Genomic DNA, 18583 nt, shown 5'->3' on the forward strand with positions numbered 1-18583 from the left:
ATGCAGAATAGCTACTGCAGCTATTCTGCATTTAAGACCCACATAAAAAAGCCGCCGGATTAATCAAAATCCGGCGGCTTTTTTATGTTTTAAAAGAGTTCGTAATTATTCAGCGGCAGTATTTTCTTCTGCCATATCATCGGGTGCATTCGGATCACCGGCGGCGGTTTCGCAATCCAGATCAGGAAAAGCGACAATGCGCTTGCCGGTAAAATCATTGCGCACCACCAACAAGCCGCGCTCTTCAAAATAAGTCAGCAAACGACGCGCGCGGCTGGTGGAGTGACTGCCATAGGCTCGCGCCAAAGCCGCATCAGACGGGCACGGGGCTTGCGTGACCGCAGCTTGTGCCACAATCAAGAATACGCCCTGCACATCATCAGTCAGGCTTTCTGATAAGGCCAAAGCCTTCTGCCATGTTTCAGTCGATGCCGTGTCACCGTCAATACTTGCCTGCGCCAAAGCCAGACGACGGCGGAAAGCAGGCAAAGCCAGCGGTTCACCCGGTACACGGTGAATACGACAACGCACCAGAAAATCCTGATAAAGCACCGCAACAGAGCGGAATGAGGCTTCCGGATCATCAATAATCTGGCGCATCACCTTATCAATCAACTCTTCACGCTCGGCTTCAATAAGGCCTGGGAAAACCGGTTCCGGCGGCTGCTCTGCTTCCGGCTTCGGCTTGGTGACCTGCGCCAGAATTTCAGCTGTCGAAGGGGCTGGTGGCGGCGGTGCAGGACGGCGAACCAATGGCCGCACTTCATCCGGTGACGGCGTGAAAATCAAATCCATTGCATCAACAGGTGCATCCGGCAGCGGCATCAGTTTCGGGCTGGAAGAACGCGCCGAGGTTTGCACCACACCAATTTTAATCGGCAATGGACGACGCGACAAAGCAGGCCCCAGGGCAATGAAATGGCCACGCTGCAAATCACGGAACATTTCTGCCTGACGGCGTTCCATACCTAAAAGGTCGGATGCACGCGCCATATCAATATCAAGAAATGTACGCCCCATCAAAAAGTTGGAAGCTTCTGCGGCCACGTTTTTGGCCAATTTTGCCAGACGCTGGGTGGCAATCACCCCCGCAAGCCCGCGTTTACGGCCACGGCACATCAGGTTGGTCATAGCACCCAAAGACACTTTACGCGCTTCGTCGGACACTTCACCGCCAACAGCAGGTGCAAAAAGCTGCGCTTCATCAACCACCACCAGCATCGGATACCAATAGTCGCGCTCGGCATCAAAAAGACCGCCCAAAAAGGCCGCCGCCGCGCGCATTTGCTGCTCAGCGTCCAGACCTTCCAGATTAAGCACCACAGAAACGCGATGCTGACGGATACGTCCGGCAATACGGGTGAGTTCTGCTTCGGTACGCGCAGCATCCACAACCACATGGCCATATTCATCGGCAAGGGTCACAAAGTCCCCTTCCGGATCAATGATGCATTGCTGCACCCATTGCGCGCTTTGTTCTAACAGTCGGCGTAAAAGATGGGACTTACCCGAACCCGAGTTTCCCTGAACCAACAGGCGGGTTGCTAGCAATTCCTCCAGATCAAGCATGGCATTTTTGCCGCCGGCGCCAAGTGCTGCCGTCGATCCTGCATTACCCGACACAGAACCCATGTCGATGCCGACCTTCATCTCGCCTCCTAAAATCTTATCCAGAAAATATGGTCGCGATAATGATCGCAGACTCAATGTGCTAAAAGCTGTCCCCGTCCCTAACATTTTTACGGCGCAAAATGCCAGCCTCTAACGCCCAACACACAAAACACCCCACAGAATGCATCGCCACGACGGTGAAAAACCAGTATTTATGCCGTCTCACAGATAAAATATGCCTGCAAAACTTGCACATTTTCAGCTTATCCTTTATAGACCCCGCATCCGCGTAGACACCCTTGGAGGCAACGCGGGATGGAGCATCGTCTATCTGCAAAGTGGCAAGCCACTTCATGCAGGTTTATTTGTGTTTCATGTTGTTTGTTTTCAATGAGATAACAAACAACACTCCAATACACATTCGAAAGGAAATGCCATGAGCGAAACTAAAGTGCTCAAGGCCGAGGCGCGCACACGGGTTGGTAAGGGGTCCTCCCGCGAACTTCGCCGCAACGGTTTGATTCCAGCTGTTATTTATGGTGACAAGCAGGCTCCCCTGTCTATTGCTGTCTCTTATAAAGACATTTACTACAGCATTCATGGTGGTGGCTTCAAAACCACTGTGATCACCGTAGAACTCGACGGCAAGAAAATCCAGGTTCTCCCTAAGGATTACCAGCTGGATCCAGTACGTGACTTCCCTCAGCACGTTGACTTCCTGCGCGTTTCCGCCAAGTCAATTGTTGAAGTGAACGTACCTGTTCAGTTCATCAACGAAGAAAAAGCTCCGGGTCTGAAGCGCGGCGGCCTGCTCAACGTCGTTCGTCACGAAGTTGAACTCGTTGCACCTGCGAACGCAATTCCGGATGCAATCGTTGTTGACCTTGAAGGTCTCGACATCGGCGCAACCGTTCATATTTCATCTGTTAAACTGCCTAAGGGCGTGACCCCTGTTATTCAGGATCGCGACTTTACAGTTGCAACCATTGCTGCTCCTGGCGGCGGTGTAAAAGATGAAGCTGAAGGCGAAGCTGAAGCAGAATAATGTCTGTTAAAGCGCATTTCGAAGGTTAGAAATCCATGCTCCTCATCGCAGGTCTTGGCAATCCCGGCCCCCGTTATGCGCAAAACCGACATAATATCGGGTTCATGGCGGTGGATGAAATATTCCGCCGCCATAGCTTTTCCAAATGGCAGAAAAAATTTCAGGCAGAAATTGCCGACGGCACCATTGATGGTGAAAAAGTTCTGCTCATTAAGCCGCAAACCTTCATGAACCTGTCCGGCCAATCCATTGGCGAGGCTATGCGCTTTTACAAGCTGCAACTTGCCGATCTGGTTGTGATCTATGATGAGCTGGATTTACCGGCAGGCAAACTCCGCATCAAAACCGGCGGCGGCTCAGGCGGTCATAACGGAATCAAATCCACTGATGCGCATCTGCAAGGCTTGCTCGGCTCTAAAGATTATCGCCGTATCCGTTTAGGTATCGGCCATCCGGGCGCCAAAGAGCTCGTGCATAATCATGTGCTTGGTGATTTTGCCAAGGCAGATCAAAAATGGCTTGATCCGTTGCTTGGCACTATTAGCGACAATGCTGCATTACTGGCCAAAGGTCAGGATAATTCTTTCATGAACAAAATTGCGCTGGCAATGGGCGAAGGTAATAACCGCCCGAATGCAGGCGGCAAACTAGCGGATGCAGCACCAAAAGCTGCACCCAAAGCACAAAGTCATATCCGGCAGGCACGCCCGACATCGGGCAAGCCGAATATACCGGAATCAGGGCCTATGGCTGATATGCTGAAAAAACTGTTTGGTAAGAAAGACTAAAACAGCACTTTTTCTGAACGGGACATTGAGCACTCTTGACCTTGCCCCCTTCCATATCCCATAGCCATTTTAACTTAAAACTTATTGAGACAGGTATAGTCATGGGTTTCAAATGCGGCATCGTCGGCCTGCCCAATGTCGGCAAATCAACACTCTTTAACGCGTTGACACGCACCGCTGCGGCACAAGCTGCCAACTACCCGTTCTGCACCATTGAGCCGAACACTGGTGAAGTGGCTGTGCCTGATCCGCGCATGTATGAAGTTGCCAAAATCGGTGGCTCTAAGGAAATCATCCCTACCCGTATTTCCTTTGTTGATATTGCCGGCCTTGTACGTGGCGCTTCTAAGGGGGAAGGACTGGGCAACCAGTTTCTGGCCAATATCCGCGAAGTAGATGCTATCGTTCATGTGCTGCGCTGTTTTGAAGATGACGACATCACCCATGTTGAAGGCCGCATTGATCCGGTATCCGACGCGCAGACCGTTGAAACCGAGCTGATGCTTTCTGATCTGGAAAGTCTGGAGCGCCGCATCGTCCAAATCCGCAAGCGCGCGACCGGCAAGGACAAAGAAGCCCTCACTGTTCTGCCGATGATGGAAGAATCGTTGAAACTTTTGCAAAACGGTCAGCCTGTTCGCATGCTGCTGAAAGACATTGCCGCTGAAGATCTGGCAATCTTGCAAGGTCTCAATCTGTTGACCTCCAAGCCTGTACTTTATGTTTGCAACGTTGCTGAAGACCAGTCTTCAACCGGCAATGAGCACACCAAGGCTGTTGAAGCCATGGCTACCTCGCAGGGCGCGGAAAGCGTTATCATCTCAGCCGCGATTGAAGCAGAAGTAGCCCAGCTTGCTGATGAAGAAGCCAAAGAATATCTGGATGCCATGGGACTGGAAGAACCAGGTCTCGATCGCCTGATCCGCTCCGGCTACAAGCTGCTCGATCTGATTACTTATTTTACCGTCGGCCCTAAAGAAACACGCGCATGGACCATCCAGCGTGGCACCAAGGCACCGCAAGCAGCCGGCGTCATTCACACCGATTTCGAGCGCGGCTTCATTCGTGCCCAGACAATCGCTTATAATGACTATGTCACTTTGGGTGGTGAAGTCGCCGCTAAAGAGGCGGGCAAGGCACGCGATGAAGGTAAAGAATATGTCGTCCAAGACGGTGACATCTTGCTTTTCCGCTTCAATACATGATCAATTAAGGCCAGCCTCGCTGGCCTTTTTTCTTATGTGCTTTATATCGAAAGGTATCTGTTTTGAACGCAAAATATGCTTATGAAGATTTCCATGAAGGCCGCGTTTTTAATCTTGGGCCCAAAACGGTAAGCGCCGGGGAAATCATCGCTTTTGCTAAGGAATATGATCCGCAGCCATTTCATCTGGATGAAGAAGCTGGCAAGAAAAGCATTCTGGGCGGTTTGGCAGCCTCCGGTTGGCACACATGCTCGATGCTGATGCAAATGATGTGTGATGCCTATATGCTCGACACGACCTCCCAAGGCGCGCCGGGCGTTGATTTTACCAATTGGAAGCGTCCTGTTTTGGCAGGCGACACTTTGACAGGCACCACAACCATCACCAAAGGGCGTTTGCTCAGCTCACGTCCGGGTCTCGGCATAGTCACCCTCTTACATGAGTTGAAAAACCAAGAGGGCGTGACGGTTTGCGAGGTGCAGCATAAGCTGATTTTGAAACAACGTGCCACAGCTCAAATGGACGCTCAACAAGGAGCTGCATCATGAGCATCATCGACGATATGCTGAACAAAGAAGTCATTCTCGGCAGCTTCACCTTCACGCAGGAAAACATCATCGAATTTGCCCGTCAGTTCGATCCGCAATATTTTCATGTCGATCCGGACGCCGCCAAAGACAGCCTGTTTGGTAATCTATGCGCATCCGGCTGGCATTCAGCTTCAGTCTGGATGAAGCTCAATATTAAGTCATTGGAACGCGAAGTCGGCGAGATGCTGGCCAAAGGTGAAACGCCGCCGGTTTTTGGCCCCTCACCCGGCTTTACCAATCTGGTATGGACACGCCCTGTTTTTGCCGGAGACACTCTGACTTACACCCGCACAGTCACCTCTGTTCGGGCACTGGAATCCAAACCAGGCTGGTCAATGATCACCATGCTGTGCACTGCGCGCGATGAGAAAAATGAAGAAATCCTGCGCTTTGAAAACGCAGCGATGATCAAGCTGCCTTAAATCAAAATTAGATAGCATAAATAAGAAAAAAGCCCTGTCAGTTATGACAGGGCTTTTTATTCAGTCTTTTAAAAAACTTAGTCGCCTTCAAAAGCCACCAATGTGTGGACATGGACGCCCAAAGCTTCCAGCTTCTTACGGCCACCCAAATCCGGCAAATCAATCACGAAACAGGCCGCGACAATTTCTGCGCCCATTTGCTGCAACAATTTACACGCGGCTTCTGCCGTGCCGCCGGTCGCAATCAGATCATCCACCAGAATAACTTTTTCACCTGGCTTAATCGCATCGCGGTGCATTTCCATTTCGTCAATGCCATATTCGAGACTATAGGCAATGCGTACGGTTTCATAAGGCAGTTTACCTTTTTTGCGGATCGGTACAAAACCCACTGATAGCTGGTGCGCCATAGCACCGCCCAGAATAAAGCCGCGCGCTTCAACACCCGCAACCTTATCCGCCTTGCCACCTGCATATGGATAAACCAGCTCATCCACCGCACGGCGGAAAGCCTGTGTATTACCCATCAAGGTGGTCACATCACGGAACTGAACACCCGGCTTCGGGTAGTCCTTAATCGTTCTGATTGCCTCTCTGAGCGTCGACTGTGTTTCTTTGTCCATTGAGACAATCCTTTAACATCTAAAAGTCATAATCGGTTAACCACCATGATTTCAAACCGGAAATGCATGATTTGTGTCCGATCACGGAATCGCAAACCACTGGATAATAATAACAGTGATCCCCGATCACAAATTGATTCAGAACAATCCGCACAGGCTTTATCCAGCCTGTTAGGTTACCCTTAAACACACGAAAAAGGGCGCAGATGCGCCCTTAATCATAAAATTCCAGCTTTAAAGCTTAGTCTTTCAGCTGTGCAAAAATCTGACGCTTTGCGATGTAAACCAGACCTGCAAACAGGGCAAGGAATACCATCACACGGAAGCCGACTTTTTTACGCTGTTCCAGATGCGGCTCTGCTGCCCACATCAGGAATGCCGAAACGTCATGCGCATATTGCTGCACAGTCTGCGGGCTGCCATCATCATAAGTCACAACATCGTCACTCAGAGGGCTGGCCATTGCCAAAGACTTTGCCGACAGGAAGTACGGGTTGTAGTGTGTGCCCTCAGGAATTTCCATTCCTGCTGGCGGCTTTGCACTATAACCGGTCAGCAATGAGTAAATGTAGTCCGGACCTGCTTCGGCATATTGTGTGAAAATGTCGAAGATAAAGGTCGGAAAACCGCGCTCTGCTGCACGTGCTTTGGCAATCAGAGACAGATCCGGCGGGGCTGCACCATTGTTGGCTGCTGCGGCTGCCTGTGCATTTGGAAATGGCGACGGGAAGTAATCTGTTGCAACCGCTTTACGGTCAAACATTTCACCATCCGCATTTGGCCCGTCCTGAACTTCATATTCAGCGGCAAATGACTTCACCTGATCTTCCGAATAGCCCAGATCCGATAGCGTACGGAATGAGACAAATTCCAGCGAGTGACAAGCTGCACAAACCTCTTTGTACACCTTTAATCCGCGCTGTAACTGGCCCTTATCATAGGTTCCGAACGGCCCTGAGAAGCTCCAGCTTTCCTGCTTTGGCTTGAAGATCGGGTAATGATCCGGCTCAGCCGGAACAGTACCTGTTTCTGCAAAAGCACCGCCCATTGTCAGGCCGAGTGCCACCATTGGAGCAATTCCGAAGGCAGCGAAACCGGTGAGGAACTTTTTCATATTTCTAGTCCTTCATTAACTTTCGCTGCACTCAACCAGGGATCTTCTCTGGCGCTAAATGCGCAGACTTACCCTGATTCTTTTCCAGCACCGCTTCGGTGATCGAGTTCGGCAACCGTTTTGGTTTTTCAATCAGACCAAGTACCGGCATGATCACGAGGAAAAACGCAAAGTAATACACGGTGCCGACCTGTGCCAAGGCTGTATAGATACCTTCAGCAGGACGTGAACCGAGCCAGCCAAGGAAGATGGCGTTGAACACGAAGAGCCAGAAGAACATCTTGAACCAAGGACGGTAAACCGCCGAGCGCACTTTTGATGTGTCCAGCCAAGGCAATACGAAAAGCACTGCAATGGAGCCGAACATCGCCAACACGCCGCCGAGCTTGGAATCGATCGGGCCGATATTAAACGTAATAGCACGCAGGATCGCATAGAACGGCAGGAAGTACCATTCAGGCACGATATGTGCCGGTGTTTTCAGCGAGTCCGCAGGGATATAGTTGTCCGGATGACCAAGGAAGTTCGGCATATAGAAAACGAAATATGCGAAGAACAGGAAGAAGATCAGCGCGCCGAATGCATCCTTAATGGTTGCATATGGCGTAAACGGCAATGTGTCCGTTTTCGACTTTACTTCAATGCCTGTCGGGTTGGTCTGACCGGTCACATGCAGCGCCCAAACGTGCAGGATCACCACGCCGACAATCATGAACGGCAGGAGATAATGCAGTGAGAAGAAGCGGTTCAGTGTCGGATTATCAACCGCAAAACCACCCAGCAACAGTTGCTGGATCGGCTCACCGATAATCGGGAAAGCGGTAAAGAAGCCGGTGATCACCGTTGCACCCCAGAAGGACATCTGTCCCCAAGGCAGCACATAGCCCATGAAAGCGGTTGCCATCATCAGGAGGAAAATGATCACGCCGAGAATCCACAACAGTTCGCGCGGGGCTTTATAAGAACCATAATAAAGGCCGCGGGCGATGTGCAGATAAACAGCAACAAAGAAGAATGATGCACCATTGGCATGCATATAACGCAACAACCAGCCGGAGTTGACGTCACGCATGATTTTTTCAACGGATTCAAAGGCAATACCGGTCGATGCAGCATAGTGCATGGCCAGAACAATACCTGTCAGCAACTGCGCAATCAGCATGAACGACAAGATGCCACCGAAGGTGTACATATAGTTCAGGTTGCGCGGTGTTGGATAAGCAACAAATGAATCATAGACCAGACGCGGCAATGGCAGTCTGTCATCGAACCATTTTTCAATGCCGGTATTCGGCGTATATGTGGAGTGTCCGCCACTCATGTCTTCTCTCCCCGGAACCACTAGCCGATTTTGACGACAGTATCGGATACAAACGAAAACTGTGGCACAGCCATGTTTTCAGGTGCAGGGCCGCTGCGAATACGACCAGCAGTATCATAATGAGAACCGTGGCACGGACAGAACCAGCCGCCAAAGATGCCTGCTTCACCGAGCGGCACGCAGCCAAGATGCGTACACACGCCGATCATGACCATCCAGTTTTCCTTGCCCTCACCTGCAGAGCGGGCGAGATCGGTTGCCGGAGTGTCAGCTGCCAGATTGGCATTACGTGCTAACGGATCTTTCAGGTCGGCCATATTGGTCGACTTGGCTTCTTCAATTTCTTTAGCGGTGCGGTTGCGGATAAAGACCGGCTTACCACGCCACTTCACTGTCAGCGATCCACCTTCCTGAACGGAAGAGACATCTACTTCAATGGAAGCGGCAGCCAAAGTCGATGCGTCAGGACGCATCTGATCAATAAATGGCCATGCCAGTCCGCCGGCGCCAACTACACCAGCCATCCCTGTCGCAATGTACAGAAAATCACGCCGTGTCGGCTCAGCCGTGTCGTGTGCGCTCACGTGCCAATTCCTTTCCAACCTGCATATTCAAACTAATCCTCTCCCCTTGCCGTTTTTTGGATAAACAAAATCCAATGAGAATCTCATTTTTGCTTAAACAACGGCCGCGAAATTTACATTTCTATTTCGGTTTAGGTGCACTGTAAAAGCTTGTCCAGTCAGTATGCGATCATGACGGCACGATGTCGCAGGTAAAACCATGGGTTTTTTTGCCGCTGTTTCGTGCCCGAACTGCTTTACTGCTCAGGCTGAGTGCCGCCTAAGAAACCGCCGGACTGGCGTGCCCAAAGACCGGCATAGATGCCACCAAGGGCTAATAATTGCTGATGTGTTCCCTCCTCCACGATCCGACCTTTATCCATCACTACCAGTCTGTCCAGTTGTGCAATAGTCGACAAGCGATGCGCAATAGCGATCACTGTCTTGCCTTCCATCAACTCCATCAGATTCTCCTGAATGGAAGCCTCCACTTCCGAATCCAGTGCCGATGTTGCCTCATCCAAAATCAGAATAGGCGCTTGTTTTAAAATTGCACGCGCAATCGCAATGCGCTGGCGCTGACCACCCGAAAGTTTAACACCGCGTTCGCCCACATAGGCATCAAAGGCTTTGCGCCCCTGAAAATCTTCCAACACCTCTATAAAACGATCAGCTTCAGCCTGACGTGTAGCTTTTAGCAAATCTGCTTCTGATGCATCATTGCGCGCCAGCATGATATTGTCGCGCAGTGAGCGATGCAGCAAAGCCGTTTCCTGACTGACAACCGCAAAAGCCTGACGCAGTGAATTTTGCGTGACATCGCGCACATCCTGCCCGTCCACCAGAATGGCGCCTTTTTCGACATCATAAAGGCGCAACAGCAAATTGATCAGCGTGGTTTTACCAGCACCCGAATGCCCGACCAGTCCAACCCGCTCACCGCCTTCAATTGTCAGATTGATACGGTCAAGCACCCCGGCATCTTTGCCATAATGAAACGTAACATCGCGGATTTCAATTTTGGCTTTGGTAATTTGTAACGGCTTGGCATTGATGCGGTCTTCAAGCCCTAAAGGCTCAGACACCAAACGCATAGAATTTTCAATCAGGCCTAATTGGCGCAACATACCATTAAGCTGCATCATCAAGCGCCCAAGCAACATATTGAGACGCAAAACAAGACCAAGCGTAAAAGCCACTTCACCGACACTGATTAGATTTTTTGTCCATAAATCAATAGCAATCGCCGCGACAGTCACAATCATCAGGCCCGAAAGACCGGTGAGCAAAATACGCACACTGGAAAGCGCCCGCATAAACGGCCAGAGTGATGCTAAATACTGCTCAAAACCTTTTTTGAGGTAGCGCTCGTCATCGTCAATCGTATTGAGTTTAATGGTCTGAATATTGGAATAACTGTCGACAATACGGCCATTAATCATGGAGCCGGCTTCTGCCGAGCCTTCAGCATATTTGCGCACCCGCGGCAGATAGGTTCTGGCAATAAAACCAAAAGCCACAATCCAGATGATAACGGCTGCCGCTAAACGCCAATCCAGCCGCCCGACCAAAAACAAGGTTGTGGCGCTATAGATCGCCATAAACCAAACCACCTGAATGAAGCTTTCGATCAGGTCGCCAGCCGCCTGCCCTGCCTGCCAAACCTTGGTGGCGATACGTCCGGCAAAATCATTTTGGAAAAATGCATAGGATTGGCGCAGCACATAGGAATTGGCCTGCCAGCGGATCATATTGTAAAAGCCGGGCGACATGGTCTGGCCTTCCAGCATGGTATTGATCGCTGTCACCAGCAACCGGATCAACACCACTGTAACCAGCATGAATAAAATCTCGGCGCCAGCCATTTGCCAGAGTGCCGCCCAGCTGCGCTCGCCGCCCGTTTGTCCGGCCTGATCCAGAATATCGACCAGCCGTCCGGTAAAATAAAACAGTCCTGCTTCAACAAGCGGCAACAGCCCGCCAAATATCAGGGAAACAAGCAGCGGCCATTTAGCCTGCACCGCATAGTGCCACAGAAATGCCAGTGTCGTGGATGGCGGGCGCAATCGATCCGGCTCACGGAACGGATCCACCCAGCGCTCAAACCACCGATACACTGCATTCATCTATTGTCTGTTCCCTTAATGATTTGTCTTCGCTTCTATCCAAGCAGAATGACGGGTCATGTAAAGATGTTTCTTCTAAATCGCGCACAAAAGAAAAAGGCACCTGAGAATAAATCCTCAGATGCCTGTTGTTTTATGCGTCGAACCCTAAGAAGCCGCCCGATTGTCGTGCCCAGAGGCTGGCATAAATACCGCCCTTGGCAATCAGTTCTTCATGAGTGCCATCTTCGACAATCCGCCCCTGATCCATCACGACCAGACGATCAAGCTCGGCAATCGTCGAGAGACGATGGGCGATGGCAATCACCGTTTTACCTTCCATCAGCGTGTAAAGACTATCCTGAATGGCTGCCTCCACTTCGGAATCAAGCGCTGATGTTGCTTCGTCCAAAATAAGGATCGGCGCATCTTTAAGCATCACCCGCGCAATTGCGATACGCTGACGCTGACCACCGGAAAGCTTCACGCCGCGCTCACCCACATGGGCATCCAGCCCTTTACGGCCTTCGGCATCACTTAAATTCGGGATGAACTGATCGGCCTGTGCTTTGACCAAAACATCACGCAAAGCCGCTTCACCCGCATCAGGGCGGCCATAAAGAATATTGTCACGCACCGAACGGTGTAAGAGCGACGTATCCTGCGTCACCATACCGATATTACCGCGCAGACTATCCTGATTGACCAGTGCAATATCCTGACCATCAATCAGAATACGGCCGCTTTCCAGATCATAAAAGCGCAACAGAAGATTGACCAAAGTGGACTTACCGGCACCGGAACGCCCGACCAAACCGACCTTTTCACCAGGACGGATTTTAAGCGACAGACCTTCAATAATGCCTGAGCCTTTGCCGTAGTGGAAACCAATTTGATCAAATTCCAGCGCACCGGATTTAACCTCCAGCTGCGGTGCATTCGGTACATCCACCACATCATGCGGACGGGCAAGGGTTGAAATACCGTCTTGAACCGTGCCGATATTTTCAAACAATGCGGTCATTTCCCACATGATCCACTGTGCCATACCGTTCAGACGCAGCACCAGACCAATGCCAACAGCAACTGCGCCAACGCTGACCAACGAGCCCAGCCACAACCAGATGCCAATTGCACCAACGGCCAGCAGCAGCAGACAATTGCTCAGATAAAGCAGGAACTGCAACACAGTAATCAGACGCATCTGCTTGTTAACGGTCACCTGAAACGCATCGAGGCTTTCCCGCACATAGCTTTCTTCACGGCTGGAATGCGAGAAAAGTTTGACGGTTGCAATATTGGTGTAGCTATCAACAATACGGCCGGTCATCAATGAGCGCGCATCTGCCTGACTTTGCGAAATCGCCCGCAAACGCGGAATGAAATAATAAAGCAGCAGAATATAAACCGCCAGCCAGACGGCAAACGGCATCATCATCCGCCAATCGGCAGAGGCTGCGATAATCAGTGTGCCGGTAAAGTAGATGATGACATAGTTGAGCACATCCAGCAGTTTCATCACCGATTCACGCACCGCCAAAGCTGTCTGCATCAGCTTGGTCGAGATACGTCCGGCAAATTCATCCTGAAAGAAGGTCATCGACTGGCGGATCAGATAACGATGCATCATCCAGCGGATACGCATCGGGAAGTTTCCGATCAAAGCCTGATGGAACAACAGCGAGTGCACCAGCACAACTGCTGGCAATGCCACCACGACAACGCCGCCGATCAGACCTAAACGCCAGCCTTCATTGCTTAAAAAAGTCTCGCGTGACTGCTCGGAAAGCCAGTCAACGATACTCCCTAAAAAAGCAAAAAGCGACACTTCGATGATCGCCAGCAATGCGGTGAAGAAGGCCATCAGCAGCAGCCAAGGCCATGCGCCTCTTGAATAAAAAAGGCAAAAAGCGATCAATCCGCGCGGCGGTTGCTGCACCAAGCCGTCGGGAGAATCGGGATAAGGATTGAGTCTGTTTTCGAACCATTTAAACATGGTGTTTCCTACAATAAATAGAAATTTATTCCAAGCGAAATAAAGAACAAAGCACGAATCCTTATAGTTTTGAAAATATCCCTGCGGACAGTATCAGAATGTGAATTGCCTCATGTTCAAATTTGCGATACCGGCTTGATATGAATTTACGCATTGCACTTTACCAACCCGATATTCCTGGCAATACCGGCACCATTTTGAGAATGGCGGCCTGTTTCGGCCTTGTTGTGGACGTGATTGAGCCTGCAGGTTTTGACCTGTCTGATCGCTCACTGAAACGCTCCGGCATGGATTATCTGGCTAAAGTTGCACTCAAGCGTCATCTCGACTGGGCACATTTTGAGGACTGGCGCAAAGCTGAAAATAAGCGCACCATCCTGCTTTCGACCAAAGCCAGCATAGCCTATACGGATTTTCAGTTTCAGGATAATGATATCCTGCTTTTTGGCCGTGAATCTTCCGGCGTGCCGGACGATGTGCATGAAAGTGCCGATGCGCGGCTGACTATCCCGATGTATGGCGACGCCCGTTCGCTCAATTTAGCTTTATCGGTGGCTATGACTACCGGCGAAGCGATGCGGCAATTGAAATTATAATTCCACTCTCCTCCCTCCCAAAGAATGAGAACAACATGAAAACCACCCTCAAAACCTCCATTGCACTTGGTGCTTTGCTGGCGGGCGTAAGCTTTGCACAAGCAGAAGAAAAGATTGCACCAAAAGTGATGATCATCACCATGTTTGGTCAGGAAGCAAAGCCTTGGCTCGATGGTGAAAAATTCACCAAACATATCGCATTACCGGGCTTAAGCGCAGAATATCCGAATGTGGACTGCACCGACGAAGGCCTGTGCCACGTCACCACATCAATGGGCCTTGCCAATGCTGCCAGCACCATTTCTGCTGTGACATTGAGCGATAAATTTGACCTGACCAAAACTTACTTTCTGATTGCCGGTATTGCCGGTGTTGATCCGGCACAGGGCACACTGGGCTCAGCACTTTGGGCAAAATATTCGGTCAGCTCCGGCCTCAACCACCGCATTGATCTGCGTGAAGCACCAGAAGGCTGGTCAACAGACAGCTTCCCGCTGGGTGCCAATTCACCGGAAGAAAAAGCTAAATGGTCGGCAGGTTCCGAAGTTTATGCGCTGAACCCGGCTTTGGCCGATTATGCTTTTGAAACCACCAAAAATGTCGAACTTATCGACGGTGACGGTGCAAAAGAATATCGCAAACATTACACCCAGAAAGCAGCGCTTGGCACACCGCATGTCGGCCAGTGCGATACGCTTTCCAGCGACACTTACTGGCACGGCACCAAGCTTGCTGAAGCCATGGCCAAATGGGTAAGCCTCTTCACCGACGGCAAGGCCAATTACTGCACATCGCAGATGGAAGATAACGCAACCCTGACCGCCCTGAAGCGCGGCGCAGATGCCAAGCTTCTTGATTTTGACCGTATTGCTTTGCTGCGCACGGCTTCAAACTTTGACCGTCAGGGACAAGACCAGACCCCGCTTGAATCGCTCAAAGACAATTCCGGTGGCTTTGCGCTTGCCACCACCAATGCTTACCGCGTTGGCAAGGCCTATGCCTCATCCATCATGAAGGACTGGAACAAGTGGGCAGAAGCTCCGCAGGTTAAAGCGGCTCAATAAGCGCCACTCAATAAAAATGCCGGTGTAATTTTTTACACCGGCATTTTTTATAATTCTGATGAAGCGGCTGTCAATCCGCAGTCGGCAAACGGCGGATGGTAAACTGGATGACATCATCCGGCATCTCACACCAGCTTTCAATTTCTGTCCAATAAGCGGATTTTGGAAAAGCCTTGAACCATTCCTGTGCTTTTTCACGCGCTTCCGCACGTGGCAAAGCGAAGGTCTGGCGCACAAACCCGTCTTTCGGCATACGCTTAGGTTGACCGCGATTCTCACGCAATTGCCGCCTTAAACCATGCAGTGGCGGACGAGCTGGAATATGTTTCATATGCGCACCTCCCCCAAAAGCTGACCCTAAGAATGGAGAGTAATTTTGTGTAGAATAAGGCTGCTCGGTAAAAATAACGAGTCTTTTCTTGGGGAGCATGGGTCAGCCGGTCCTTAAGTTTGACGATTTCGTTGGCCTTAGAACCATAATTTGCTTAGAAATTGATGAAGATAAAGCATTTCCAGCGAAATTGAATACCGGTTTTGCGTTGGATAATGCGTAATAACAAAAAGCACCAGCGGTTCTGCGATTTCGTTTTAACGCAAACCGCTCTAAAGATTAAATTGAATTCTTATTCAATATCACGCGTTCCTTGAAGGAAAATACATGCAAAGCTCCCATGATCCTGCAAACCTTCCCTTGGATCTCGAAGAAAAAAAGCGTCTGGCACATGAATGGTTCAGTGAACTTCGTGACCGGATTTGTGCAAGCTATGAACAGCTGGAAGATGAGCTGACAGGCCCATTGTCCGACCGTGAGCCGGGACGCTTTGTGCGCACCCCGTGGCAAAAGGATGAAGGTCGCGGCGGCGGCGGTATCATGTCGATTATGCATGGCCGCGTGTTTGAAAAAGTCGGCGTGCATGTGTCGGAAGTCTATGGTGAATTTTCACCGGAATTTCGCGCACAAATCCCGGGCGCTGAAGAAGACCCGCGCTATTGGGCAAGCGGCATTTCGCTGATCGCGCATCCGCAAAACCCGCATGTGCCAACCGTGCACATGAACACCCGCATGATCGTCACCACGAAACAATGGTTTGGCGGCGGTGCGGATCTCACACCAATGCTGAATAATCGCCGCACGCAGGAAGATCCTGACACACAGGCTTTCCATAAAGCGTTTAAATTCATTTGCGACAAGCATAGCGCGACCGTTGATTACGACCATTATAAAAAATGGTGTGATGACTATTTCTTCCTGCCGCACCGCAATGAACATCGCGGCATTGGCGGCATTTTCTACGACAAACTGGGTTCACCGGAAGAATTGGGCGGCTGGCAGGCCGACTTCAACTTCACCCGTGATGTGGGACGTGGTTTCTCGGTTGTCTATCCGCATATTGTACGCCAGAACTTCAATAAAGACTGGTCGTTTGAAGAGCGCGATGAACAGCTTGTGCGCCGTGGCCGCTATGTCGAGTTCAACTTGCTTTATGATCGAGGCACCACATTCGGCCTGAAAACCGGCGGCAATGTCGACTCGATCCTCTCGTCGATGCCACCAGCGGTAAAGTGGCCTTAAAATATTTGATATGAAAAAAGCCGGACTTCACTATAAAGTCCGGCTTTTTTTATTGCTTATAATTGGGTCAGTAATTTTTCACGATCTTCCTGAAAACCAGACTCGACCCAAAGCTTTTCCAGCTTTTTAAGTGCAGCACCCAATTGCGGGCCTTTTTCAAAACCGCGTTGCAGCAAATCGCTGCCCGTAACCGGAAAGACCGGTAATTCAAAACTCTGCGCGATTTCAAGCAAGCGCGCATAGCTACCCGCTTTAATCATCGCTTCATCACTATTCACCGCTTCAAAACGAGCCCGCGCATAAGCCAGATGAATATGGTCGCACACCGCCTGTCGGCTGCTGTGATAAAGCAATTTGCGCAACTGCATATCACTCATTTCCGGCTTAACCGGCTCAAGCCGTGCCCATGCTTCCAAACGTGCACGCTCCGCATTGGACATTTTCATCCGTTTGCCCATCTCACTCATGCGCGCAGCATCAGGAGGCACCAGACTTTCCAAACGCAGCAAAGCATCCGCCTGCCAGCCTAAGTCTTTTTCTGCCTGCACTAGACCATGCACGGCATCAATGCCCCATTTTTCACTTTCCGGCAAAATAAGCGACAACACACCAGCCTGTCGCATCCATAATAAAGCGCGTGACGGGTCTTGTGCCGATAATAGCTTTTTCAATTCCGCCCAAATACGCTCGGCAGACAATTGATGAATGCCGTCTTTCAAACGCGCTGCCGCCTTCAAGCCATCCGTATCGGGGCGCCCAGCCCCATACCAGGCAAAGAAACGGAAAAAACGCATGATGCGCAAATAATCTTCACGGATTCGCTCTTGCGGCTCACCGATAAAACGAAGCACCCGTTTTTCAATATCGGCAAGCCCGCCGACATGATCAATCACCTTGCCCTCAGCGGTGGCGTAAAGCGCATTAATGGTAAAGTCACGACGCAATGCATCCACTTTCCAGTCTTTACCAAACACCACGGTTGCATGACGGCCATCGGTTTCAATATCAGCGCGCAGGCTTGTGACTTCAAAAGCAGAGCCATTAATAACCACCGTCACAGTGCCATGCTCAATGCCGGTCGGGATTGCTTTATAGCCAGCATCTCGAGCTTGATTCACCACCTCTTGCGGGCTCCAGCTGGTTGCCACATCAATATCGCCAACCGAAACCCCAAGCAGGCTATTGCGCACTGCACCACCGACAACGCGCGCTTCTTCGCCGCTGTGATTGAGCAATTGAAACAGGTTTTGCAGATCGGCATTTTTGAGCCACTCAGCCCCGCTTACAGATGTTTGGGCTATTGGTGCAGGTTCGCTCAACGGTAAAGCCTTTCATAAATGCCACGAATAATACCGGCAGTAATGCCCCAGATAAATCGTTTCTGATAGGGCATTGTATAATAAAATCTTTCGCGCCCGTTCATCATCCGGCTTTCCTTGTTATGGTTGGCGGGGTTCATCAGAAAAGCCAGCGGCACTTCAAATATATCTGCCACCTCATCAGGATTGGCCTGTAAAGGCGCATCAGGATCAATGATCGCCAAAACCGGCGTGATGGAAAAACCGCTGCCGGATAAATAACGCGGCATCTGGGTCAGTGTTTCGGCAAAATGCGGCTTTAGTCCGATTTCCTCATCCGCCTCGCGCAGAGCCGCAGCGGTGATACTGGCATCCTCTCTATCCACCGTACCGCCTGGAAAAGCGATCTGTCCGGAATGTTTTCTCAAGGCCGAATTGCGCAATGTGAGAATAACATTGGTGCTATTGCCACGCTCCACCACCGGCACCAGCACGGCCGCATCACGCAATTTTACGCCACTGATCACAGACGCAATATCGGGATTGAGCACATGGTCGCCGGATAGCACTTCATTTTCGGGTAAAAAGCCACGCGCCCGCTCGGCAAAACCGGCAGCACTATAATCAGGCAATTTAAATTCTTGTTTTCCGCTCAAATCATTCATGCTC

Annotated in this window: 18 protein-coding genes; 8 read left to right on the top strand and 10 right to left on the bottom strand. The window is 50.6% G+C overall.

Translation table 11 applies throughout. The annotated features are described in order from the left end of the window. Window positions 1-105: 105 nt before the first annotated feature. Complete coding sequence (locus tag FHS77_RS02165) at window positions 106-1650, bottom strand: ATP-binding protein (RefSeq protein ID WP_184219298.1); 1545 nt, start codon at window positions 1648-1650, stop codon at window positions 106-108. 397 nt (window positions 1651-2047) lie between these two features. Here FHS77_RS02165 and FHS77_RS02170 point away from each other — a divergent pair, with 397 nt between their 5' ends. From FHS77_RS02170 to FHS77_RS02190, 5 genes are all read left to right on the top strand, one after another. After that, window positions 2048-2656, top strand: coding sequence for a 50S ribosomal protein L25/general stress protein Ctc (locus tag FHS77_RS02170; protein ID WP_184219300.1), 609 nt, complete (start codon window positions 2048-2050; stop codon window positions 2654-2656). Window positions 2657-2691: 35 nt separating this feature from the next. After that, window positions 2692-3444: an aminoacyl-tRNA hydrolase gene (gene pth / locus FHS77_RS02175; RefSeq protein ID WP_184219303.1), complete on the top strand. Its 753-nt coding sequence runs from the start codon at window positions 2692-2694 to the stop codon at window positions 3442-3444. A 101-nt stretch (window positions 3445-3545) separates the two neighbouring features. After that, window positions 3546-4649, top strand: a complete 1104-nt coding sequence (ychF, locus tag FHS77_RS02180) for a redox-regulated ATPase YchF (protein ID WP_184219305.1) — start codon at window positions 3546-3548, stop codon at window positions 4647-4649. Between the two features lie 62 nt (window positions 4650-4711). Beyond that, window positions 4712-5197 carry a MaoC family dehydratase gene (locus tag FHS77_RS02185; protein ID WP_184219308.1) on the top strand — a complete coding sequence of 162 codons (486 nt, stop codon included), beginning with the start codon at window positions 4712-4714 and terminating at the stop codon, window positions 5195-5197. Continuing rightward, on the top strand, window positions 5194-5661 hold the full coding sequence (locus FHS77_RS02190) for a MaoC family dehydratase (RefSeq protein WP_184219310.1): 468 nt from the start codon (window positions 5194-5196) through the stop codon (window positions 5659-5661). Before FHS77_RS02185 ends, FHS77_RS02190 begins: the two co-directional genes overlap by 4 nt. A 77-nt stretch (window positions 5662-5738) precedes the next feature. On the opposite strand, the gene FHS77_RS02195 is transcribed toward FHS77_RS02190, so the two are convergent. The 6 genes from FHS77_RS02195 to FHS77_RS02220 all read right to left on the bottom strand — a co-directional run bounded on the left by FHS77_RS02195 (window position 5739) and on the right by FHS77_RS02220 (window position 13383). Next, complete coding sequence (locus FHS77_RS02195) at window positions 5739-6284, bottom strand: adenine phosphoribosyltransferase (protein ID WP_184219313.1); 546 nt, start codon at window positions 6282-6284, stop codon at window positions 5739-5741. Between the two features lie 241 nt (window positions 6285-6525). Further along, window positions 6526-7398: a cytochrome c1 gene (locus FHS77_RS02200; RefSeq protein ID WP_184219316.1), complete on the bottom strand. Its 873-nt coding sequence runs from the start codon at window positions 7396-7398 to the stop codon at window positions 6526-6528. A gap of 31 nt (window positions 7399-7429) precedes the next feature. Continuing rightward, window positions 7430-8719 (bottom strand): cytochrome b, encoded by a 1290-nt coding sequence (locus FHS77_RS02205; protein WP_184219319.1) that lies wholly within the window; start codon window positions 8717-8719, stop codon window positions 7430-7432. Between the two features lie 20 nt (window positions 8720-8739). Then, window positions 8740-9303, bottom strand: a complete 564-nt coding sequence (gene petA, locus FHS77_RS02210; protein WP_184219322.1) for a ubiquinol-cytochrome c reductase iron-sulfur subunit — start codon at window positions 9301-9303, stop codon at window positions 8740-8742. A gap of 236 nt (window positions 9304-9539) precedes the next feature. Next, window positions 9540-11408 carry an ABC transporter ATP-binding protein gene (locus tag FHS77_RS02215; protein WP_184219325.1) on the bottom strand — a complete coding sequence of 623 codons (1869 nt, stop codon included), beginning with the start codon at window positions 11406-11408 and terminating at the stop codon, window positions 9540-9542. A 133-nt stretch (window positions 11409-11541) separates the two neighbouring features. Beyond that, on the bottom strand, window positions 11542-13383 hold the full coding sequence (locus tag FHS77_RS02220; protein WP_184219328.1) for an ABC transporter ATP-binding protein: 1842 nt from the start codon (window positions 13381-13383) through the stop codon (window positions 11542-11544). 140 nt (window positions 13384-13523) lie between these two features. On the opposite strand from FHS77_RS02220, the gene FHS77_RS02225 reads away from it, so the two are divergent. Together FHS77_RS02225 and FHS77_RS02230 are read left to right on the top strand one after the other, a co-directional pair. After that, window positions 13524-13979 carry a tRNA (cytidine(34)-2'-O)-methyltransferase gene (locus tag FHS77_RS02225; RefSeq protein ID WP_184219330.1) on the top strand — a complete coding sequence of 152 codons (456 nt, stop codon included), beginning with the start codon at window positions 13524-13526 and terminating at the stop codon, window positions 13977-13979. Between the two features lie 35 nt (window positions 13980-14014). After that, complete coding sequence (locus FHS77_RS02230; RefSeq protein WP_184219333.1) at window positions 14015-15043, top strand: purine-nucleoside phosphorylase; 1029 nt, start codon at window positions 14015-14017, stop codon at window positions 15041-15043. Window positions 15044-15113: 70 nt separating this feature from the next. On the opposite strand, the gene FHS77_RS02235 is transcribed toward FHS77_RS02230, so the two are convergent. Next, the gene (locus FHS77_RS02235) at window positions 15114-15374 is read right to left on the bottom strand and encodes a hypothetical protein (protein ID WP_184219336.1); all 261 of its coding nucleotides are present in this window, start codon (window positions 15372-15374) and stop codon (window positions 15114-15116) included. Between the two features lie 327 nt (window positions 15375-15701). Here FHS77_RS02235 and hemF point away from each other — a divergent pair, with 327 nt between their 5' ends. After that, complete coding sequence (gene hemF / locus FHS77_RS02240; protein WP_184219339.1) at window positions 15702-16616, top strand: oxygen-dependent coproporphyrinogen oxidase; 915 nt, start codon at window positions 15702-15704, stop codon at window positions 16614-16616. Between the two features lie 56 nt (window positions 16617-16672). Here the strand turns inward: hemF and FHS77_RS02245 are convergent, their stop codons facing one another. Next, a complete protein-coding gene (locus FHS77_RS02245; protein ID WP_343060940.1) occupies window positions 16673-17917 on the bottom strand; it encodes a CCA tRNA nucleotidyltransferase in 1245 nt (414 codons plus the stop codon). A gap of 14 nt (window positions 17918-17931) precedes the next feature. Further along, complete coding sequence (locus FHS77_RS02250; protein ID WP_184219653.1) at window positions 17932-18579, bottom strand: CoA pyrophosphatase; 648 nt, start codon at window positions 18577-18579, stop codon at window positions 17932-17934. Window positions 18580-18583: the final 4 nt, after the last annotated feature.

Source organism: Paenochrobactrum gallinarii (assembly GCF_014205685.1).
Lineage (GTDB): Bacteria > Pseudomonadota > Alphaproteobacteria > Rhizobiales > Rhizobiaceae > Paenochrobactrum > Paenochrobactrum gallinarii.